Annotated in this window: 14 protein-coding genes; 11 read left to right on the top strand and 3 right to left on the bottom strand. The window is 38.8% G+C overall.

Annotated elements, in window-relative coordinates:
• Positions 1-775 precede the first annotated feature (775 nt).
• Positions 776-1741 carry a TIGR01212 family radical SAM protein gene (locus BLR27_RS16970; protein WP_090706877.1) on the bottom strand — a complete coding sequence of 322 codons (966 nt, stop codon included), beginning with the start codon at positions 1739-1741 and terminating at the stop codon, positions 776-778.
• 51 nt (positions 1742-1792) lie between these two features.
• Here BLR27_RS16970 and corA point away from each other — a divergent pair, with 51 nt between their 5' ends.
• The 5 genes from corA (at position 1793) to BLR27_RS16995 (ending at position 8531) form a co-directional block, all read left to right on the top strand.
• Complete coding sequence (gene corA / locus BLR27_RS16975) at positions 1793-2746, top strand: magnesium/cobalt transporter CorA (RefSeq protein WP_090706879.1); 954 nt, start codon at positions 1793-1795, stop codon at positions 2744-2746.
• Positions 2747-2840: 94 nt separating this feature from the next.
• Positions 2841-3083 carry a hypothetical protein gene (locus BLR27_RS16980; RefSeq protein WP_090706880.1) on the top strand — a complete coding sequence of 81 codons (243 nt, stop codon included), beginning with the start codon at positions 2841-2843 and terminating at the stop codon, positions 3081-3083.
• Positions 3084-3199: 116 nt separating this feature from the next.
• Complete coding sequence (locus BLR27_RS16985) at positions 3200-6562, top strand: methylmalonyl-CoA mutase family protein (RefSeq protein WP_090706882.1); 3363 nt, start codon at positions 3200-3202, stop codon at positions 6560-6562.
• A complete protein-coding gene (locus tag BLR27_RS16990; protein ID WP_090706884.1) occupies positions 6562-7077 on the top strand; it encodes a PH domain-containing protein in 516 nt (171 codons plus the stop codon). The genes BLR27_RS16985 and BLR27_RS16990 overlap by 1 nt, the downstream gene beginning before the upstream one ends.
• Positions 7074-8531 (top strand): PH domain-containing protein, encoded by a 1458-nt coding sequence (locus BLR27_RS16995; protein WP_090706886.1) that lies wholly within the window; start codon positions 7074-7076, stop codon positions 8529-8531. Before BLR27_RS16990 ends, BLR27_RS16995 begins: the two co-directional genes overlap by 4 nt.
• A 27-nt stretch (positions 8532-8558) precedes the next feature.
• Here BLR27_RS16995 and BLR27_RS17000 read toward each other — a convergent pair whose 3' ends face one another.
• Positions 8559-9464, bottom strand: a complete 906-nt coding sequence (locus tag BLR27_RS17000; RefSeq protein ID WP_090706888.1) for a helix-turn-helix transcriptional regulator — start codon at positions 9462-9464, stop codon at positions 8559-8561.
• A 561-nt stretch (positions 9465-10025) separates the two neighbouring features.
• Complete coding sequence (locus tag BLR27_RS17005) at positions 10026-11144, bottom strand: AAA family ATPase (RefSeq protein WP_090706889.1); 1119 nt, start codon at positions 11142-11144, stop codon at positions 10026-10028.
• 187 nt (positions 11145-11331) lie between these two features.
• Between BLR27_RS17005 and BLR27_RS17010 the strand changes: the two genes are divergently transcribed.
• The 6 genes from BLR27_RS17010 (at position 11332) to BLR27_RS17035 (ending at position 22864) form a co-directional block, all read left to right on the top strand.
• On the top strand, positions 11332-13680 hold the full coding sequence (locus BLR27_RS17010; RefSeq protein WP_090706891.1) for a type I restriction-modification system subunit M: 2349 nt from the start codon (positions 11332-11334) through the stop codon (positions 13678-13680).
• Between the two features lie 32 nt (positions 13681-13712).
• Positions 13713-15038 (top strand): restriction endonuclease subunit S, encoded by a 1326-nt coding sequence (locus BLR27_RS17015; RefSeq protein WP_176767739.1) that lies wholly within the window; start codon positions 13713-13715, stop codon positions 15036-15038.
• 6 nt (positions 15039-15044) lie between these two features.
• Positions 15045-15626 (top strand): hypothetical protein, encoded by a 582-nt coding sequence (locus BLR27_RS17020; RefSeq protein WP_090706894.1) that lies wholly within the window; start codon positions 15045-15047, stop codon positions 15624-15626.
• Positions 15627-15807: 181 nt separating this feature from the next.
• Positions 15808-17604 carry a DUF262 domain-containing protein gene (locus BLR27_RS17025; RefSeq protein WP_143007778.1) on the top strand — a complete coding sequence of 599 codons (1797 nt, stop codon included), beginning with the start codon at positions 15808-15810 and terminating at the stop codon, positions 17602-17604.
• Positions 17585-19768 carry a DUF262 domain-containing protein gene (locus BLR27_RS17030; RefSeq protein WP_176767740.1) on the top strand — a complete coding sequence of 728 codons (2184 nt, stop codon included), beginning with the start codon at positions 17585-17587 and terminating at the stop codon, positions 19766-19768. Before BLR27_RS17025 ends, BLR27_RS17030 begins: the two co-directional genes overlap by 20 nt.
• Positions 19769-19774: 6 nt before the next feature.
• Positions 19775-22864 carry a type I restriction endonuclease subunit R gene (locus tag BLR27_RS17035; RefSeq protein ID WP_090706900.1) on the top strand — a complete coding sequence of 1030 codons (3090 nt, stop codon included), beginning with the start codon at positions 19775-19777 and terminating at the stop codon, positions 22862-22864.
• The last annotated feature ends 26 nt before the right edge of the window (positions 22865-22890 follow it).

Raw genomic sequence — 22890 nt, forward strand, 5'->3', positions numbered from 1 at the left:
CTGATATTTTTTCTTGCCTTGCATAATACAAAATACTAATAATCAGTTACTTAACAAAGTAATATTTAAAATAAATAAGTTGTGCAACAGCCACTTGATGAAAAAGTATCCAAAAAATCAAGAAAGAACGAAGCTTCCACCGCCGAGGGCAAAACACCTGGCTCGCCGTTCTTTCGTCCCAGCGCTCGGGTATTCTGCTCCATTCGGAATTAATTTTTATTAGTCAAAATCTGACAGGGTACTGAGATCAACGTTATTGGTGAATGAATGTTCTTCCACCAACGGCTGCGTACAGGGCTATGAAAGTTTGTGCTCTGGCAAATTTGGATTTACTGCCCTGTACAATGCCGCGCAAGACGGTTACGAATGTGTAGAACAATTATTTTTATCCGACACCCTTGCAGAACCCTTTAATAACATCAGGCGCAGCGGTGGCGTTTATTCGTTGTTGGTTTATTGCTTTTTACTTGAAATGGGAGTTTCTACACCGAGTTTTCCATAAATAATTTTCATAAATATTAAACAAATCGTTCATTCACTGAACCTCCGTTCACCTCTCTTCCGCCTTGGCTGGTGCGGCACGCACTCAATTAGCCACACCACTGCCTTTCATAGCATCAGACGCAGCGATGTCGTTTTGGTTCTTTTCTGCTACAGGAAAAGAACTAGGCTCCCGCAGCCATAAGTGGGCTGAAAACCATAAGTGGTTGATGGGAAACACCGACCAAAGGAAAATCCCGTAAGAAATCAGAGATAGCGATCAGTAAAAAGAATCTTAAACAAGTAAGGAAGATGCTGGTTGGTAATTACTCCCCTGTACGATCCCTTTTTCTTCCAGGCGTTTATCAATATAACTCTGGATCTGTGATTTTTTCATACCCCAGTTAGGTGCGATCAGCAGATCTAAATCAGCCAGGCCAAAGAGTCGCTGTAAAACAATATCAGGCCGCAAAAGTGGGATGAATTCAGCAATAAAATCGGTGTATTCATCTATCGTAAATACCTTAAATGGATCACGGCTATATTTTGTGCCCATGATAGACCCCTTAACGATATGAAGATGGTGCAGCTTGACAAATTTAATCTGAGGGAACCTGTTTATCTCATCCGCATAGCGAAGCATCATTTCATGAGTTTCCCAGGGGAATCCAAATATAGTATGAACACAAATATCAACCTTTGTATTTTGAGCAAGCTGAACTGCATTAACAAATTCCTGATGACTGCAGCCCCTATTGATCTTTAAAAGAGTTTCATCATAGATCGACTCCATCCCCATCTCAAGATCCACATCAAAACGATCGGAATAGCTTTCGAGCAGGGCAAGTTTTTCAAAGTCGATACAATCAGGTCGGGTGCCTACCGATAAACCAACTATGCTGTCTGTGTTAATACTCAGAGCTTCATCATAAAGCATTTTCAGATAATGCGTTGGCGCATAGGTATTGGTATTGGGCTGAAAATAGATAATGAATTTTTCAGCTCTGTAATTTTTAAATGCCCGCTCCATACCCTGTTCGATCTGCTCACGAATGGTCGGCAATTTTCTTGAAAGCTCAGGTGTGAAAGAATCTACGTTACAATAGGTACAACCACCGTACCCCTTACTTCCATCCCGGTTAGGACAGGTAAATCCGGCATCGGCAATGATCTTATATACACGCTGACCGTCATACTTTTTTTTAAGGTATGCGCCATAATGATTATAATTCTTATGTCCGTAATCTAAAGGTGTTCCCAAAATTCTATTTTTGCAAAGATACAAAATCATTCTTACCCTTAAACTAAGACTATGCTACGGATCTATTATAAGAAAGATAAACGTCTTGCGAAGGAAAGTGACATCACTTTATTGCGGTCAATTCCCCTTAATGACCTGGTTTGGGTAGATCTTCAAAATTCAACGGTAGAAGAGAAGGTCACTATTGAAACCTTTTTCGACATAAAATACTCCTCGGTTGAAGAGTCCACTGAAATTGAGAGTTCTTCACGTTTCAATGAACTGGATGATGAGCTGATCATCAATTCCAACTTTCTATCTTCAAAAGAGCAGGATTTTGACTACTGTCCTGTTTCCATTGTACTGGAAAAAGGCATTCTTTTCACCTATAGAGACGATAACCTTAAAACATTCGGGGAGTCGGTAAAAAAGATCAAATCAAATCCCGGAGCTTTTACGAATGGCTACCAGATTCTGCTTACCATACTTGAAACGGGGATTGAACAGGATGCAGATATCATTGAGGGGCTTGCAAAAGACATTGCCGACCTGAATAAAAAGCTGACTCTGAACAGGAAAAGGTCGGATGAAGAGATCCTTCTAAAAATTGCTTCCTTTCAGAACTATAATATTTTGATGCGTGAGAATATTATTGATAAACAGAGACTGGTATCCTCATTAATGAAGAGCAATCTCTTTCCTGAAGAGTATATGAGTGTTCTGCGGATCATGATCAAAGATATCGGATCATTAATAGAGCACAATAAATTTGCTTTTGAAAGACTGGAATACCTGCAGGACACATTCATGGGTCTGGTGAATATTGAGCAAAACAGGATCATTAAAATATTTACCGTTGCCACAGTTGCTTTTATGCCCCCTACATTAATAGCAAGCATCTATGGAATGAACTTCCGCCTGATGCCTGAACTCAACTGGGATTATGGATACCTATTTGCTATTGGCATTATGGTTCTATCATCGGTATTGACATTAGTTTATTTCAAAAAGAAAAATTGGTTGTAAGCCAGATCATTTTTTACCAGAATTCTTATTCGTATATTGTAAATATAAAGCAATGCATATGCATGCAATAACCTGAAAAAAATAGGAGGGTAATATGAAAACACCGGTGAAAAACAAATCGAACGAAAATCAGCAGGGAGGATCAAAGTCAAATCTGGCATTCAAATCAGGAAATGAGGAGCTGAAAAAAAGAGGCATTTCAAACAGCGGAGGTCAAATGTCTTATCAGACTGATAACAAACAGGCCACAGTTAATAAGGGAAATGAGAACTCTATGGTACAGGGAAAAACAAAAGCACCAAAAATGCCAAGCAAGCATAGTCCCAAAAAAGGCTGAATTATTAAGACAGGAGGGGCACAAATCTCTTCCTGTCTTAAATTCTCATTCAAACTGTCATAAACAATTCGGCACACCAATTATTCTTACCTTTACAGGATAATCAGGACCATAAAATGACCGAAGTTTATAAACCCAAACATAAGATACGTTTTGTTACTGCAGCTGCATTGTTCGATGGACATGATGCTACAATCAATATCATGCGCCGCATATTGCAGTCCTCAGGTGCGGAAGTGATCCATCTGGGACATAACCGCTCAGTACTGGAAGTTGTGAATTGCGCCATTCAGGAAGATGTGCAGGGTATTGCAATGACCTCCTACCAGGGCGGGCATAATGAATACTTCAAATACATGTACGACCTTCTGCAGGAATCAGGAGCCGGACATATCAAAATATTTGCTGGCGGCGGTGGGGTGATCTTACCTGATGAGATCCGTGAACTAAAAGAATATGGCATAACACAGATCTATTCACCTGATGACGGCCGTAAAATGGGCCTCCAGGGAATGATCAATGACATGCTTAAACAATGTGATTTCCTGACAAGAACAAGCCTGAATAATGAACTCCAGGGAATCAGTAAACAAGATAAAAAAGCCATTGCTTCAGCCATAACGCTGGCTGAAAACCATCCGGAGCAGACCGAAAAATTCCTTCAGGAGCTTAAAAAAATCATCGCCGGCAAAATTGTACCCGTTATAGGGATCACTGGTACCGGTGGCGCAGGAAAATCCTCCTTAATTGATGAACTGGTCCGCCGTTTTTTGGTTGAAACCGATAAAAGTATAGCCATCATTTCTGTTGATCCTTCCAAACGTAAAACGGGAGGCGCATTATTAGGCGACCGGATCCGGATGAACTCCATCAATAATTCCCGGGTTTATATGCGATCGCTGGCCACAAGGCAGGCAAACCTCGCACTTTCAAAATATGTTCAGGAATCTATCGACATCTGTAAAGCTGCGGGTTATGACCTGATCATCGTTGAAACATCCGGAATCGGACAATCAGATACCGAGATTACTGAGCACTCTGATGTAGCCTTATATGTGATGACTCCGGAATTTGGTGCAGCAACACAGCTCGAAAAGATCGACATGCTCGATTTCGCAGATATTGTTGCCATCAATAAATTCGATAAACGCGGGGCACTGGATGCGATCAGAGATGTACGTAAGCAATTCAAACGTAATCATCAGCTATTTGACACTCCCGATGAGGATCTTCCCGTGATCGGAACCATGGCTTCCCAGTTCAATGACCCGGGAATGAACAAACTCTTTACAGAGTTAATGGCTTCCATCCTAAAGAAAACAGGCTTTGATTTCCATGCAAAAATGGAAATGAGCTCGCAGCAATCAGAGAAAAGTTATATTATTCCTCCCGACCGAACCCGCTATCTTGCGGAGATCGTGGAGGCAAGCGCTGAATATAATAACTGGGTGAATAAACAATGTAAACTTGCCCAGCAACTCTTCCAGGTACATGGAACATTGGTTATTGCTTCTGAACATAAAAAGGAAGAGTCCATCAAATCGCTTAAAGAAATATACAATACACTGGAGCAAAGTCTGGATCGTGAGTGCAAACGACTGCTGGAAGAATGGCCGGAAACCATTAAAAAATATAAAGCTGACAATTTCGTTTTTAAGGTGCGCGACAAAGAGATCAAACAGTCTCTTTACACAGAATCTTTATCCAAGCTCCGCATTCCAAAGATCTCCCTGCCACGATATGAGGCATGGGGCGATATTTTGAGATGGATCCTTACTGAAAATGTTCCGGGCGAATTTCCATATGCTGCCGGTGTTTTCCCACTGAAACGTGAAGGAGAAGACCCTACCCGTATGTTTGCAGGAGAAGGTGGTCCGGAAAGAACCAATAAACGTTTCCATTATGTGTCATTGGGCCAGCCAGCTCACCGTTTGTCGACCGCTTTCGATTCGGTTACGCTTTATGGCGAAGACCCTGATCTGCGCCCAGATATTTACGGTAAGATCGGGAATTCAGGTGTGAGCATTGCGACACTGGATGATGCAAAAAAATTATACAGCGGATTCGACCTTTGTCATCCTTCTACTTCGGTATCCATGACGATCAACGGTCCGGCGCCTATGCTGCTCGGATTCTTCATGAATGCAGCCATAGACCAGCAATGCGAAAAATACATTCTTGAAAATGATCTGCTGGAAGAAACTAAAGCAAAAATCGATCAGCTATTTAAGTCGCGTGGAATTTCGAAGCCATCCTATCAGGGAGAACTACCTGAAGGAAATAATGGACTGGGATTAATGCTTTTGGGACTAACCGGAGATCAGGTTTTGCCTGCTGATGTTTACGCCAAAATAAAAGCATTTGCCATCGCCAATGTAAGAGGCACCGTGCAGGCTGATATTTTAAAGGAAGATCAGGCACAGAACACCTGTATATTTTCAACAGAATTCGCATTGAGGATGATGGGAGATATCCAGAAATACTTCATTGATAACCTGGTAAGGAACTTCTACTCCGTTTCAATTTCGGGATACCATATTGCCGAAGCTGGTGCTAATCCAATTTCACAATTGGCATTTACCCTGAGTAATGGTTTTACATTCGTTGAATATTACCTGAGCAGAGGGATGCATATTGATGAGTTTGCACCCAACCTGTCCTTCTTTTTCTCCAACGGAATTGATCCGGAATACTCCGTGATCGGACGTGTTGCCAGAAGAATCTGGGCTAAAGCCATCAAACATAAATACAAGGGGAATGATCGCTCACAGAAATTAAAATATCATATTCAAACTTCCGGACGGTCATTGCATGCTCAGGAGATCGATTTCAATGACATCCGTACTACACTGCAGGCATTGTATGCGATCTATGACAATTGCAATTCACTTCATACCAATGCCTATGATGAGGCCATAACCACGCCTACAGAAGAGTCTGTTCGCAGAGCGATGGCTATTCAGCTTATTATCAATCGCGAATTAGGATTGGCGAAAAATGAGAATCCATTACAGGGTGCATTTATAATTGAAGAGCTGACAGAACTGGTAGAAAACGCCGTTCTTGAGGAGTTTAAGCGTATAAACGACCGTGGTGGTGTACTTGGAGCAATGGAAACGATGTACCAGCGAAGCCGCATTCAGGAAGAATCTCTTTATTACGAAACGCTGAAACATGATGGGACTTATCCTATTATTGGGGTTAACACCTTCCTTAACAAGAATGGTTCACCAACGATCATCCCATCAGAGGTGATCAGAGCTACCGAAGAAGAGAAACAATTTCAAATTTCAGCATTGGAGGCCTTTAAAGATCGTAACAATGATCTTTCAGCAGCACTTTTAAAGGATCTTCAGCAAAAAGCTGTTGCCGGTGAAAATATATTCAACAGTCTTATGGAAGTATGCAAGGTTTGTTCTCTTGGGCAGATCTCTCATGCTTTATATGAAGTTGGAGGACAATACAGGAGGAATATGTAATGCTGTTTACCAATCCTGAAATAGATATTTCAACGCTGCCAAAAGCTGAAGAAACCAGGCTGGTACCGGTTGATGAGCGGCATTATACAGTTCTGGTCTATAATCAGGTATTGTATTGGATCATCTTCTTTGTGGCTACCCTTGTCGCCATGATCCTCAACAGAGAATTTCATAGTTGGATGATGACCGGTATAACCCTTCTTGTTTTTGCAACACTCTGCTTTTTACACTTCAGATTCACTTATCTGACTTTTAAGAATAAGGCATATGCGATCAGGGAGCATGACATCCTTTATCAGACGGGCTGGTTACGAAAAAGTCTGCATGTTTGTCCTTATAACAGAATTCAGCATTGCTCTGTGGATGCCGGCGTGTTTGAAAGAAATCTGGGGATCAGCAAACTAAAGATCTATACTGCCGGTGGTGATGCCTCCGATATTGTAATTCCCGGCTTAACACCTGAAGAAGCCAATAGCATGAGAGAACTGATCATTCAGAAAAATCAGCAGGAATGAGTGCCAGTGTGTTGAGCGAATTCAGGCGTCAGCCATTTATGGCCGTAGGGCAGATCCTTTTTAAAACTATTATCCAGCTCCTTAAATCCATCTGGCCTTTTATTCTTTTGGTGCTTGTCAGATCAGACGGGGAAAGGGACACAGCAGGAGAGTTTATTTTGATAGTACTCCCGGCGTTCGCATTAAGTAAGGCTCTGGTCGACTATTTTTTCTTTAAATTCAGGATCACAGAGGAGGAAGTACAGGTAAAAACCGGATTTTTTTCGCGAAAGCAGATCACCCTGCCCCTTCATAAGATCCAGGCGGTACATATCAATCAAAGCTGGATACAAAAGATCTTCAATCTTTCAGAATTGGCCTTTGATACCCCTGGTTCAGGAAAAGCTGAGGTGACTATCCAACTGGAAAAACAACAGGCAGAAGAATTGATGGCTTTTGTCCTTCAAAAAAGCACAGCAGCCGAAAAGACCGAAAACAATGATGACCTGATTGCTGAACTAAGCTTCAGGGATCTCCTCAAGCTAGGCTTAACCTCAAATCACTTTGAAACCCTGCTGATCCTTATCGGACTATTTTTATCGTTCCTGAACAACATAAAAGATATTGTTGACGATTATTTCAATGAGAATCTGCTGGAAGTATCTGCCAATAAGCTCCTGGAAAGCAGCATTCTTTTTATTAGCATGGGTGTGTTCGCTATTCTGATACTATCTGTTGTAGTTTCTTTGATCCGTACCATTCTGGCCTATATAAATTTCCGGATCACGAAAACTGCCCAGGGCTTCAACATCAGCAAAGGCCTGATCAATAGCTCCCAGAAGTTGGTCCCGTTTGAGAAGGTGCAATTTCTATCATGGAAGACGAATTGGCTTAGAAAACAAATTTCCATGTTTCTTTTCGAATTCCATACGATCGGCGGAAAAGAGGTAAAGAATAAGCTGAAAATTAAGATTCCGGTTACATCAGAACTAATACTTCAAAAACTTGCAACGACCTATATCCCCGAAATTCCTGAACATTTTGCGAGTAGTTTAAAGGTACATCCATCCTATTTATTCAGAAATACCTTGTTTTTTGGCATCCTCCCCTCAGTAATACTAGCCATTCCGCTATTTATATTTGCTGATGAAAAGGCCCTTTTACTGTTGCTGCTGCCATTCTATGTATTTCTCTATTTTTGGTTGTACAGCAGAAAATTCCTCTTTTCATGGACGAGCAATCTCATAAATATCAATACGGGTGTTTTTGGCAAACGGACGGTCATATTAAAATGGGAAAAGATCCAGTCGGTAAAGATCTCCCAAAGTCTGTTTCAGCAGCGTAAATCCCTCGCCGACCTGATCGTACACACAGCAGGAGGCACAATTACTGCGCCATATATTCCATTGGAAGCGGCCAGGGAGTTGCAGAATTTTGCCTTGTATAAGGTGGAGAGTAGTGGGGAGGGTTGGTAGCAGAGAATTACAAATCAGCCCAGTTTTTCAATCAGAATACTTCTCAAATGCAGCCTTATGTGCTTCTTTCATTTGATTAATAAGGAAAAGCGGTTCAATTACTTTCAGAGCACTGCCATAGGAAAGAAGTTCCTTCACCAGATCAAAAGCGATATAAACTTTTAGCTGTACCCGAAACTCGGTTTCATTATCAATAAGTATTTTCTGACTGGGATGCAGTTTCTGAGTTTTCACATATTTACCCTGATAGTGATCGAATGACAAGACCACATTTTCAGGAACGGAACCGGATACCGAATTAATGATACCAAAACTATTTCTGAACCTTTCTTTGGGATCAAAGCCTGCCGGATTAGTAAAACGTTTTTTGGTGAATTCCAAACTCCGGACACGATCAAGGGCATAGGTTTTGACCTCCTCCTTATTCAGATCCTCAGCAATCAGGTACCAGCGACCTTTAAACTCTTTCAAAAGGTATGGATTTGTCTTTCTTAAAAAAGCTTCATCCTGCCAGAATGATTGATAAGTAAAATTAAGCTGAAAACGGTTTTTGATGGCATGTAAGATCCCATGAAAATGTTCAAGACCCGATGCTCTTCGCTTTTCAAAGTCCAGAAATCTCGACACCCCCTCATTCAAATGCAGCGCGTTGATTGTATCAAAGGCATCCAGAATACGCTCATTATACTCCTCATTATCAGTATTTTCTATACGATATTTCTTTCCTGAAAAATCATAGCGTATATCGATCTGAAATAATGAGCGTACATCATCCAGGTCACGCTGGAAAGTCCGCAAGGAAGTTTTTAGCTCATAACCCTGCATTTCAGATTCCTTATCCAGATAGGTTTGGATGTCCTTAAAATTTGCCGGACCAGAACGAAGTTTTTTGATGATGGCGCTGTAGCGAAGAAGGGTTTCTCGTTGGGACATAAGTTTTATATTAATACAAAGTCAAACCTGTTATTTAATTAAACATCTGAAATATCCATTTTCCAGTTCAATATTTAAAATGAACCACCCCCTTTAATTCCTCCGCCAGCGGTGGACACTGGGTGGCTATGAAAAATTTACTATAAACTAAAACCCAGTATTAAACCTGATTTTCATATCCGTCATGCTGTCCACCGCTGAGTTAAAGTGCTACCTTAAAAATATAATTCCTGCATCTTCTACTCTTGTTTGTCTATCAAATTTTCTCTGATTGATGTTCTTCCAACCTCAAAAATTTATTCAGATGATTTGCTCACTTATTTGCTAAAAATTCATTAAAAAACAATAAAATCAGCCCTTTTATTCACATTTCAGCGGTGGACACTGGGTAGCTATGAAAAATTTGCTAAAATAAAACCCAGTATTAAACCTAATTTTCTTATCCGTCATGCTGTCCACCGCTGGCGGGGGTAGCACAATGCCTGTGCGCTGGAGGGGGTGGTTTTTGACAATCAGTAGGTTAAAACAATACCTAAAACCCTATTCTCAAAACCCTTAAATCTAATTTAACCTATTTGACTGAAACCCAATAAATCCTCTGCTTTTAACCTGGGCAAACTCCTTCTCCTCCTGGTTATAAATGGCCGTTAGCGTTTGCGGACAATCAATCTCCGATCTATAGCCCAGTTTGTTCGAAAGCACCTGTGCCTTCTCAATTTCCAATTCCTTAAACTCATATTTAGCGATCAGCCTCCCCTTTCTCAATAAAGCACTATCCACCTTCGAAATATCGGTATTGAATGAGCAAATGATTTGGATGTTCAGACAATCAGAAAGTAGTCCGTCGGAAATATTAAGCAAGGTCGAAACCGGTGAATTCCCTTCTTTCTCCCGATCCACAATGATATTTTCAGCATCCTCAATAACAAATATGGAATCAGGGTTTTCTATCAGGATAGAGATAAGGTTCGGATCTGCAATAGCAGCAGCCATATTTGGTGGAAGAAAAATTACTTTCTTCTTGACCGAACCAGCCAGATAGCGGATATAGGATGTCTTGCCCGTGCCCGGCTTACCATGCAATAAAATCAAACCTTTGTCCTTTTTCTTAGAAAGCCTCTTTAAAATAGTCTGGTGGATCTCCAAAAAATCTTCGTTGTAGTTATCCTGAATATTTAATTTGGGTTTGTTAATTTCAAGTGACATGGTTTCAATACCTGAACCTGAAGAAACAATCAGAGAAATTCTGGGATTCCCTTTTGCCTTTTTGAACCTTCTGATTTTTCTGATGATTTCCTCAGCTTTTGAGGAGTCAGTATTTTTAAAAAGTACTCTGACAAAAGAACATTGGGTATCAAACTTAACCATCAAATCTCCAGACAAAAAAAAGTACATATTATCTATTTCCGGACGAGTATTCTTTCCCCACTGATACTTATTAAAATAACTATCAATTATTTCATCATGAAAGATTTTAGTAAACCATTTTATCGCTCTTTTACAATCTATTTCCTTTTCACCAATAACATTTGGAATCCGCTTATAATGTGCCATGAATAGATTGAATTCATTATGATCACTTGGGCCGGCATGAGAGAATATCTTCTCTAAACTTACCGCAGTAGTCGTTTTGCTTAGATCAAAGGCCTGATTTTGTAACTGATTCTGCGCTGTTTCCATAATTTTTTAGGTTTAAAACTCAAATTTAATAGTGAACTAAGACAAAATATGTCGCACTAAAACTTTCTTTGAAAAAGAATACGTTTCTCCAAAACTTAACCGCTAGTCCTGAAAAAATATACTAATTTGGGGTTCAAATAAATAATCCGGCTGAAGTTTTAAGCCCAAATCCATTACCTGAAAATCAATGAATCAAGCAGTACATAATAAATTAGTCTCCTTTATCTGGTCCATTGCTGATGATTGCTTACGCGATGTTTATGTGCGTGGGAAATACCGGGATGTAATCCTTCCCATGGTTGTTCTCCGCCGACTCGATGCCTTGCTCGAACCTAGTAAAGATGCTGTTATGGAAGAGCTTGCCTTCCAGCGAGATGAAGCAAAATTTACAGAGTGGGATGATAGCGGCTTGCGCGAAGCATCCGGATTTGTATTTTATAATACAAGCGAATGGACACTGCAACGCCTGCACGATACCGCCACAAACAGCCAGCAAATATTACAGGCAAATTTTGAAGACTACCTGAACGGTTTCAGTGATAACGTGAAGGAAATCATTGAAAAATTCAAGCTGAAAAGTCAGGTGAGGCACATGGCTCAAAAAGATGTGCTCTTAAATGTGCTGGAGAAATTCACCTCCTCCTACATCAATTTAACGCCATTTTCAAAAGAAGATCCCGAAGGCAGAAAACTTCCACCACTCAGCAACCTCGGTATGGGCTATGTTTTTGAGGAACTGATTCGCAAGTTCAACGAAGAAAATAACGAGGAAGCCGGAGAGCATTTCACCCCGCGCGAAGTGATTGAACTGATGACTCACCTGATCTTTGAGCCGGTTAAGGACAACTTGCCACCCGTAATGACCATTTATGACCCCGCTTGTGGTTCTGGGGGTATGCTCACCGAATCTCAAAACTTTATAAAAGATGAAGACGGACTAATCAAAGCCCGTGGTGATGTCCATTTATATGGCAAGGAGATCAATGATGAAACCTATGCCATCTGTAAATCAGACATGATGATCAAGGGCAATGACCCTGAAAATATTCGTGTCGGATCAACGCTCAGCACGGATGAGTTTGCCGGGCAGCATTTCAACTTCATGCTATCAAACCCACCCTATGGTAAATCATGGGCAAGTGAGCAGAAGTATATAAAAGATGGCAAAGACATTATAGATGCCCGTTTCCAGATCAGGCTGAAAGATTATTGGGGTACGCTGGAAGATGCGGATGCAACACCACGTTCATCCGACGGACAATTACTCTTCCTGATGGAAATGGTAAACAAAATGAAGCCGCTAAGCCAGAGTCCTTCAGGCTCCCGGATTGCATCTGTTCATAATGGATCCAGTCTCTTTACCGGTGATGCCGGAGGTGGCGAAAGTAATATCCGCAGGTATGTCATTGAAAACGACTGGCTGGAAGCGATCATTCAATTACCGAATAACCTATTTTATAATACAGGCATTACAACCTATATCTGGATCTTATCCAACAATAAAACTGCCAATCGCACTGGAAAGGTACAGTTAATAGATGCGGGTCAATTATTCAGAAAGCTCCGCAAGAACCTTGGAAATAAGAACTGCGAATTTGCTCCTGAACATATCCGGGAAATAGTAAAAGTTTATGAGGATCTGCAAACTGCTGAACGCAAGGGCGATGAAGGTATAGCAGCACAGATCTTTGACAACAGCGATTTCGGCTATTATAAAGCGAGTATCGAACGACCAAAACGCCTCAAAGCTCAGTTTACAGAAGAACGGATTGCAGAATTACGCTTCGATAAAAATATGCGAGAGGCGATGCAATGGGCATGGGAAGAATTTGGCGATGAGGTTTACACCAATCTGAAAGCTCATGAAAAAACTATTTCAGACTGGTGCGAAAAAAATGAGCTGAACCTGAATACCAAACAAAGCAAGGCCCTGGTTTCTGAGCAAACCTGGCAAAAAGGTGCAGAACTGATGGCTCTCGCTACATCACTTATGGCTAAGATCGGGCAGGAAGAATACAGCGACTTCAACCGTTTCAGCGAAATGGTAAATGATGCCCTGAAAGAAAGTAAAAGCAAAGCCTCTGCCTCAGAGAAAAATGCGATTCTGAATGCGGTATGCTGGTACGATGAATCTGCCGAAAAAGTAATCAAAGGTATTGTCAAACTCGAAGGACAGAAATTGCAGCAAGTTCTCGAACATTTGAGATGCGAAGAAAGCCAGCTGGCAGATTTCGGTTATTTCCCGACTGATAAAAAAGGACATTACATCCAGTACGAAACAGAAAGCGATCTGCGGGATACCGAAAATGTGCCGTTGAAGGAAAATATCCATAAATATTTTCTGAGGGAAGTTAAGCCCCATGTAGCAGAAGCCTGGATAAATTTAGATGCTACCAAAATCGGTTATGAGATCAGCTTTAACAAGTACTTCTACAAACATAAACCGCTGCGAAGCATTGAGGATGTAAGTGCTGATATTTTAAAGCTGGAAGCGGAGAGCGATGGACTGATCCGGGAGATCTTATCATTGAGTTAACATTGACCATGGAATACAAAATGAATACAAAAATGAATATCAGTCTGCCGAAATATGAGCAGTACAAAGATTCCGGGGTGGAATGGTTGGGGGAGATTCCGGAAGAATGGCAAACAACAAAAGTTAAAAATGTATTTACATTAATAATTGATCCTGCGCCAAAGAATAACGCCTTTGAGTTGTTGTCAGTTTATACTGACATCGGAGTTAAGCCTAGAAGAGAATTGGAAGAAAGAGGAAATAAAGCATCAACCACTGATGGATATTGGTTTGTTAAAAAGGGGGATATTGTTGTGAATAAACTTTTGGCCTGGATGGGTGCCATTGGAGTATCTAACTATGATGGAGTAACAAGTCCAGCATATGATATATTAAGAGCCAAAATTAAGATTGAAAGTAATTTTTTTCATTATTTATTTAGAAATGATGCATGCATTTCTGAGTTAAAAAGACACTCACGAGGGATAATGGATATGAGATTAAGATTATACTTTGACAAATTCGGTGATATTATTATTCCTTTTCCAAAGTATGAAGAACAGCTGAATATTGTTAGTTTCCTCGACCGTAAAACCGCAATAATAGACCAGGCCATAGGCATCAACGAAAAGCAAATTGAATTATTAAAAGAACGCAGGCAAATACTTATCCATAAGGCAGTTACGCGGGGGTTAAACCCTGATGTGAAGATGAAGGATAGTAGGGTGGAATGGATTGGAGAGATACCGGAGGGGTGGGAGGTGAAGAAGCTTAGATATTTGGCTAATTGTTTCCCAAGTAATGTGGATAAACATAGCAAAGTAAATGAAAAAGAAGTTAGGCTTTGCAATTATACAGACGTTTATAAAAATGATTTTATTACTGATGATATGGATTTAATGGTTGCAACCGCATCCGATGAGCAAATCAATAAATTCACACTTAAAAAAGGAGATATTGTAATTACTAAAGATTCTGAAACTGCAAGTGATATTGCAGTACCAACTTACATCAAGGAAAACTTAACAAATGTAATTTGTGGCTATCATCTTGCTATTATTAAAACTTATCAAATTAATTACAGCAAATATCTTTTTCAAGCCCTAAAAACAAAGTTATTCAACACACAATTTGAAATTTGCTCTAATGGAATTACAAGGGTAGGTCTCGGAAATTCGGATTTAAGGAATGGCTATTTTTTATTGCCCTCACCGCAAGAACAGATTGAAATAGCAGAATTTATCGAGAAAGGAACCGCAAAAATAGCAACTGCAATTTCTCTCAAAGAACAAGAAATCGAAAAGTTAAAAGAATACAAAGCCACATTGATCAACAGTGCGGTAACCGGTAAGATTAAAGTTTGTGAACCGATAAATTAAAAATTTATGAAAGATAACATACTATCAGAAATTGAAGATTGTATTGAACGTTTCGATACAATGGGCCTTGCAATGAATGTAGAGATCCTACTCACTTTAACAGATGAAGAGGATGCCTCAAAAGAATTGTCCTTGATTTTATTCAAAAGCTATACTAGCTACAAAGAAGAAGGTACCGCTCAGTTAATGGAAACAATTATTAGGGTCAACCCACAATTAGCTCTGCTCAAATTTCCTGAAAATTATCTCTTTCGTTTAGCTGTTTTAAAAGGATCAATTGAATTATATGAGTGCTACCTAGAAGAGGCCATTGAGCCCTTTCTTACCGATAAAACAGAAGATGAGGTTTTTGAATGCTATTCGGAACTTTATGCCATTGCAGAGAAGATGAATGAAGCCTTCTTTACAAAATATGTAAAGTGCATTAAAGGATTAGATTTTAACGGAGCGGTTAATCATAATGAAGCAAATAGTGGTCCATTGCTAATACATAAGGAGGATTTTGATGTAATGAATGATGCAATAGAAAAATACAATACGATTGTTGGCAGGAGAGATATTTTGGCAGATTTAACTAAGAGGATTTAAATAGGATTATTGATATTCTGGTGCAGAGTATTCATAATAAAATGGAATTATGATTAATCTTATTTGTGGCTGAGATAATCTATATCATATTTTCTCAATCGCAACAAAACAATAGTTTTAGTTAATATAATTCATATTGATAAACCTGTGCGGTAACGGGGAAGTTAAAAGTAAAATAAATATGACCGAATTAATTTTTAGTATAAATGATATATTCAATGATGAAAGTCAGGAAGGTTGTCTTACCCAATACGGTTGTAAGTCATACCATATCCCTGCTTACCAGCGTGGATATAAATGGAGTTCTCAGCCAAATGGAGCAGTAAGTATATTACTAAAAGATCTTTGGAATGCTTTTGAGTCAATCAAAGAGAATCAGCGGAAAGAATTTTACCTGCAATACATCACTGTAAAAAAATGCAAACTAAAAATTGAAGATAAAGAAGATAATTTCCTTGAAGTAATTGATGGTCAGCAACGATTGACCACTCTTTCAATTATTATTTCAGTTTTATCGATGCAATTAGAAGAAAATAATTTTAGTGATGGCAAATTACACTATGCTATTCGACAAAATTTCTTTTCTGAAAACATTTATGAAAAGGAAGATTTACAAAACCTTGTGGAAAAAAAATGGCATGAATTATCAACAAATCCAGATTACAACAAACAGGATATCTACTACCTACATTCAGCAACTTGCAATGCAAATGAGTTTTTCAAAGAAAAAAATTCTGAATTAAGAGGATTCTTTGAATACCTCAAGAACTATGTGAAATTAATTGTGAATTCGGTTGAACCGCATGTTGAAAGTGAGACAGTATTCAAAAATCTTAATAGCAATAAAGTCCCCCTTACCGAAGCAGAATTAATTAAAGGGCTAATTATAACAAAAGTTGGACGAAATAAGCAATTAGAAACAATAAGAAGCTTTAGGGAAATAATTGAGGTAAGAAACACTTTAGGTCGTCGTTGGGATGAAATTAGTAAATGGGCTAATAAACCAGAAATTAAATCCTTTTATTTTAAAGAAGCTGGTGCAGGAGACGGAATATCTAAATTACTTCAACTTGTAGCTATGTGTCTTGAAAACGAGAAAAATAAAGTAGATCACAAATCACCGGCCAAGGAGTACCCTCTATTTAACTTTTACAATAAATTTCAAGATTTTGCACTAATTGGCCAAAAGCTAAATGATATTCAATCAATATTAAATGACTGGCATATAGATGATCATATTCATAATCTTATTGGATTCTGCAGATTTGTAAAAGGAAGCAAATACAATAATTTAGAATTCCTAAAAACCTGCTTAGACTGCGAGGATAAAAGCGCTCTTAAAGTGCATCTAAATAGTACAATAACAGAAATCCTTCCCAAAAAAGAAACCATTCCGGTGCTGAAATATAAGGTTGATGATAATGAATTACATGCTGTCCTTCTTTCCTTAAGTGTATTCGTTAAGGGAATTCAAGTTAGATTTAATTTTCACGAGTTTAGTGAACAAAACTGGTCACTTGAACATATATTCCCGCAAAGTCCTGAAGGTAAAAATGCTATTTTAAATAATGAACAAAAAGAAGCAATAAGGGACATGTTGGGTAAAGAAATCACAAAAGAAATACAAACTGTATTAGATAAACCCCTCAGGACAGATGTTGAAAAATTAGTGTATTACAATGCATTGCAGGAAATGGGTCCTTTGAACTCAATTGGTAACATGTGTTTATTAACTAGTGGAGATAATAGTTCTAATGGTTGCGGCTTTTTTAAAGAAAAACGAATGAATGTACTTAATCTCATTCAAAAGGGGAGTTTTGTTCCAAAACACACATTTGATATTTTTAGCAAAATGTTGCCCAAGCTAGAAAATCATGATCTAAGTTTATGGTCAATGTCAGATATAACTAAACACACAGAGCACATTTTAGAAAATATTATAATTAATCCATCAACAATTGAAAGCAGGAAAATATAGCATCAAAGAACTATTTGTCAATCGCTTCTTAGAGCAAATAGTAATTCCAGAAATTCAAAGGGATTATGTCTGGAAAGAAGAGCAAGTAATAGGCCTATTAAACTCAATTATTCTTGATTTTAAAAATTTCCAAAATGCCAAACCTTCCGTGATTGTGGCAGATAATAAAGAAATAGAAACTGCCTTTCATGAATTTGACAGGAAAAGGAAGTATTCCTCCAACATAGGATTCATTTATGCATATAATGATGAGCAATTACCTGGAAGATATTTCTTGATTGATGGACAACAACGAATCACAACTATATTTCTTACTCTACTTACATTAGCGCATGGCAACAAAAACTTACGTGAACTATTTGTTAGGACATACATAAAAGATAAGAATTTAAAGCTGGATTACAGAGTCCGTGAAGCTTCACATAACTTCTTAATCAAAATGGTTGATTTTGTATTAGGAACATCTGATGAAATTACAGATCAGCATTGGTACTTATCAGATTACAAAACAGACGTTACTATTATAAACCTCTTAAATAACCAAAAAATAATCAATAAGTATCTAAATGAACAATCAATAAATGAAACAGATTTTTTTCATTTTATTGAAGACTATACAGAGTTCTGGTATTTTGACACCAATGTTAGTGAACAAGGTGAGGAACTCTACATTTATATGAATGCAAGAGGAGAACAAATGCAAAGTAATGAAAACATTAAGGCTGATCTCTTAAGTAAATTGAATGATTTAAAACAAAAAAATCAATTTGGAAAAATTTGGGAAGAATGGCAAGATTACTTCTGGTTGAACAAGGATCAGAACGAAAATGCAGATCCAGGTTTCAATGAATTTTTAACTTGTATATCTGGTCTCGAAAACTACAAAATCGGGAATAAAGACCTTTTTTATACTCCAAAAGACTTTAAGGATAATAACGGAATTAAGGCTATTACTCTTATAAGCAACTTAAATCTATCAATCATTGAAAAATACATACAAGGGCTTACTTTCTTAATGGGAAATACCGAGCACTTCAAAGCACTATACAAATATTCAGGATGGCTTGATAAGTCTATAAATTTAATATGGTCAATTTTAAATAACGAAAAAACCAACTGGTATGCTGACTATACCGATAATGACAGATCAACTGAAAGACAAAAAATGGTCTATTTATGGTCTATTCTTAAATATTTATCAGAGGTAGATCTACAAAATGTTTCAATTGAAGAAATCTATAGATTTTTAAGAATGTACTATTTAAGGTATCATAACAACAACAGATCTGTATCCACAATTAATGATACTGTGTCAATAATTTTAATTAATGGCGTTTTTGATTCTACAAATAATGATATTGATGGTGAGTTAGAATCTGATGGAAGCAGAACAATTCAAACTTCCGATGAAGAAACAGATTACAAGAACCGAACACAAGAGGAAATTTTAAAAACTAACCTATATATTAAACACATCTTAAATCCTGAATTATTAAAAGAATACGAAAACCTCATATGGCAAATCGAAGATCACGATTTCAATCTTGAAGGACGTGATGTTGGTGGGAAAAATATCAGTCATTTGGTAGATTTAAATACCGATATAACTTTAAAGGAACTTCAAAAAATTAGAGATAAATTTTATGCAATTTTCCCCGATGGTCAGAAGGCTTATTTAACCGTTCAAAATATTTTGCTCTATTATGATGAATTTTGGTACAGAGCAACTCCTTCATACTATTTCAACTTTGAATTTGATAATTGGAGAAGAATAATCAGGGGAATTGGTAAAGAAAAGAGTGAATTCAGAACAGCATTTAATGACTTCTTTTTAGATTTTGTAAAATTTGATGGAAGCATTAATGAATTTCTTATTGAAAAGAGAAAAATATTGATAGACTTCAAGAATGCAACTGATTTAAGAGAGAAATTATTGTGGTATAACCAATATTTAGGTAATCAGATGTGGTCTCAAGGCAATCACATTGCGTTTTCAAATGGGTGGCAATCTAGTATTCCTGACTGGCAGAATAAAGACAAAGTCTTTCCTGATACTTTTATTCTCTACAATATTAAAGGAGATCTAAAAGGAGGTACACCCAAAGTCCTTTATCAAATTCTTCCTGAGGAGATCAAGAAAGTCATAGATTCTAATTTAGAATAATAAAACATGCCCAGCCAAACCAACGAACAAGCCCTCGAATCGACCATAGAAAAGCGCCTGACAGGTACTTCTACTGAAGAGATCAAAGCTTCCGGAACAAGCGATAGTTTTGCTGAGCGGGCGGACTTGTATCGAACGGGAAAGGGCTATTATACAGGCAGTTCCAGCGATTTTAATCCCAAATATGCCATAGATGAAAAACGTTTCTGGAATTTTCTGGAAACTACCCAGCAGGAGGAATTAGCCAAGCTTCAAAAGCAAAGTGACTGGAAGCTGAAGATCCTGGATCGGCTGGACAAAATGATAAAAAAGTACGGTGTACTCAGACTCTTGCGGAAAGGACTGGAAGTTGATGATGCTGCCTTCACCCTGCTCTATGTTTTGCCTATGGCGAGCAGCAGCGACCTGGTGAAAAAAAATTTTGAATCGAACCAATTCAGCGTAACCCGTCAGGTAAGGTATTCGATCAGTAATCCCGGAGAAGAAATTGACATGGTTCTTTTTGTGAATGGCCTGCCATTTTCGAGCATGGAGCTAAAAAATCATTGGACAGGTCAGAATGCTAAAGTACACGGGCAAAATCAGTACAAATACAAACGGGATATTACCCAGCCCTTATTAAACTTCGGCCGTTGTATTGTCCACTTTGCGGTTGATACGGATGAAGTCTACATGACCACAAAGCTTGATGGGCCCAATACCTTCTTTCTGCCCTTCAACCTTGGCAATAACCATGGAAAAGGGAACCCCATAAACCCAAATGGGCATAAAACTGCTTATTTATGGGATGAAATTTTAACCCGGCAAAGCGTTGCCAATATCATTCAGCATTTTGTACGTTTTGATGGCAAAGAAACAGAGCCGCTGGGTAAAAAGACTTTATATTTCCCGCGTTATCATCAACTGGATGTAGTCCGCCAACTGGTGAAAGACGCCGGCGAAAAGGGCGTGGGTCAATGTTACCTGATCCAGCATTCGGCAGGCTCAGGCAAGTCTAACAGTATTACATGGGCAGCCTACCAGCTGATTGAAACTTATCCAGAGTCTGAAAGCACTCCCGGTGGCAGAGGTATTTCCAATCCGCTTTTTGACTCGGTGATTGTCGTAACTGACCGTAGATTGCTGGATAAGCAACTACGCGAGAATATCAAGGAGTTTTCTGAGGTGAAAAATATTGTTGCCCCTGCCTACTCCTCAAAAGAATTGAAAGCAAGTCTGGAGAGTGGCAAGCGGATCATTATTACCACTATTCAAAAATTTCCGTTCATTGTGGATGGTATCGCCGATCTGAGCACTAAACGATTTGCGGTGATCATTGATGAAGCACATAGCGGTCAGAGTGGCTCGGCATCTGACAATCTGAATAAAGCTATGGGCAACAATGCGGATGAAGATGAGGAAGATCAGGATCCGCAGGATAAAATCCTGGAGGCCATGCGCAACAGAAAAATGCGCGGAAATGCCTCTTACCTGGCATTTACAGCTACACCGAAGAATACTACCCTTGAGAAATTTGGGATAAAAAAGGAAGATGGAAAATTTGAACCTTTCCACTTATATTCCATGAAACAGGCCATTGAAGAAGGCTTTATTCTGGATGTGCTGGCAAACTATACCACCTACAAGAGTTATTATGAGATTGAAAAATCCATTCAGGACAACCCTTTATTTGATACACAGAAGGCTCAGAAAAAGTTAAAAGCCTATGTGGAGATGCATGAGCAAACAATTACCACGAAGTCCGAAATAATGCTTGATCACTTCATCTCAAATGTGGTCAATAAAAAAAGGTTGAAAGGAAAAGCCAAAGCTATTGTTGCTACTCAAAGTATAGCATCGGCTATCCGCTATTTTACTGCATTGAATGAGATCCTGAAAAAAAGAGCCAATCCCTTTAAAATAGCGATCGCATTTTCAGGAAAGAAAACAATCAAAGGCATTGAATATACGGAAGACACGATCAATAATTTCCCTTCCGCATTGGATAAAGGAAAGCAAGGCGACCCCGGCTATATTACCGATAAAATTGCGCGTTACTTCGACATGGATGAATACCGGATCCTGGTAGTAGCCAATAAATACCTCACGGGATTTGATCAGCCAAAGCTAACCGCTATGTATGTCGACAAAAAGCTGCAGGGAGTTATGGCTGTACAAGCTCTGTCCCGCTTAAACCGATCAGCAAATAAACTCGGCAAAAAGACGGAGGACTTGTTTGTGTTAGATTTCTTCAATAATACCGAGGATATAAAAGCCTCTTTTGACCCATTCTATACCGCTACAAGCCTGAGCAAGGCCACCGATGTGAACATTTTGCATGAGCTCAAAGGGATTCTTGACGAAACGGGGGTTTATGAATGGTCTGAAGTTGAGGATTTTACCAATAAATACTTCGAAGGACTGGAAGCTGATGAATTTTTAAGTCCGATCATACAGGTAGCAGAAGAGCGCTTCAATTCAGGTTTGGAACTGGAAGAGAAAGATAAGGTAGATTTTAAAATAAAAGCTAAGCATTTCGTGAAGGTCTACGGACAAATGGCTTCTATTTTACCTTTTGAAATACTGAAATGGGAATATCTGTTCTGGTATCTTAAATTCCTGATTCCCAAGCTGATCATAGCTGATCCCGGCAAAGATATGCTGGATGAATTATTAAATTCGGTAGATCTGTCCACTTACGGACTGGAACGCGTTAAACTGAATGTCTCTATCGGTTTGGATCAGTCGGCAAGCGAGCTTGATCCCCAAAATGCCAATCCCAGAGGTGCCCATATCGGGGTTATTGAAGAAGACCCGCTTGACCTGATCATAAACAGTTTCAACGAACGCTGGTTTCAGGGCTGGGAAGCTACTCCAGAAGATCAGCGGGTGAAAATTGTGAAACTGGCAGATAAGATGAGAGCCCATCCGGATTTCCTGCATAAATATTCAGAGAACACAGATGTTCAGAACCGCGAAATTGCTTTCAAAAAGATATTTGAAGATATCATGTCAAAAGAAAGAAAATCTGAACTTGACCTGTACCGCCTACTGGCAAAAGATGATGCGTTTAAGGTAGCTATGCAGGATACGTTGAAGAGGGTATTGAGGGTTTAATCGCAAATGTCTGAACTGTGATTAAG

The sequence above is a fragment of the Daejeonella rubra genome (genome assembly GCF_900103545.1).
Classification (GTDB): Bacteria; Bacteroidota; Bacteroidia; order Sphingobacteriales; family Sphingobacteriaceae; genus Daejeonella; species Daejeonella rubra.

Excerpts from the sequence above, each read along its gene's own strand:
- corA (WP_090706879.1), top strand. The coding sequence starts at position 1,793 with ATGCTACGGATCTATTATAAGAAAGATAAACGTCTTGCGAAGGAAAGT.
- BLR27_RS16980 (WP_090706880.1), top strand. The coding sequence starts at position 2,841 with ATGAAAACACCGGTGAAAAACAAATCGAACGAAAATCAGCAGGGAGGA.
- BLR27_RS16985 (WP_090706882.1), top strand. The coding sequence starts at position 3,200 with ATGACCGAAGTTTATAAACCCAAACATAAGATACGTTTTGTTACTGCA.
- BLR27_RS16990 (WP_090706884.1), top strand. The coding sequence starts at position 6,562 with ATGCTGTTTACCAATCCTGAAATAGATATTTCAACGCTGCCAAAAGCT.
- BLR27_RS16995 (WP_090706886.1), top strand. The coding sequence starts at position 7,074 with ATGAGTGCCAGTGTGTTGAGCGAATTCAGGCGTCAGCCATTTATGGCC.
- BLR27_RS17000 (WP_090706888.1), bottom strand. The coding sequence starts at position 9,464 with ATGTCCCAACGAGAAACCCTTCTTCGCTACAGCGCCATCATCAAAAAA.
- BLR27_RS17005 (WP_090706889.1), bottom strand. The coding sequence starts at position 11,144 with ATGGAAACAGCGCAGAATCAGTTACAAAATCAGGCCTTTGATCTAAGC.
- BLR27_RS17010 (WP_090706891.1), top strand. The coding sequence starts at position 11,332 with ATGAATCAAGCAGTACATAATAAATTAGTCTCCTTTATCTGGTCCATT.
- BLR27_RS17015 (WP_176767739.1), top strand. The coding sequence starts at position 13,713 with ATGAATATCAGTCTGCCGAAATATGAGCAGTACAAAGATTCCGGGGTG.
- BLR27_RS17020 (WP_090706894.1), top strand. The coding sequence starts at position 15,045 with ATGAAAGATAACATACTATCAGAAATTGAAGATTGTATTGAACGTTTC.
- BLR27_RS17025 (WP_143007778.1), top strand. The coding sequence starts at position 15,808 with ATGACCGAATTAATTTTTAGTATAAATGATATATTCAATGATGAAAGT.
- BLR27_RS17035 (WP_090706900.1), top strand. The coding sequence starts at position 19,775 with ATGCCCAGCCAAACCAACGAACAAGCCCTCGAATCGACCATAGAAAAG.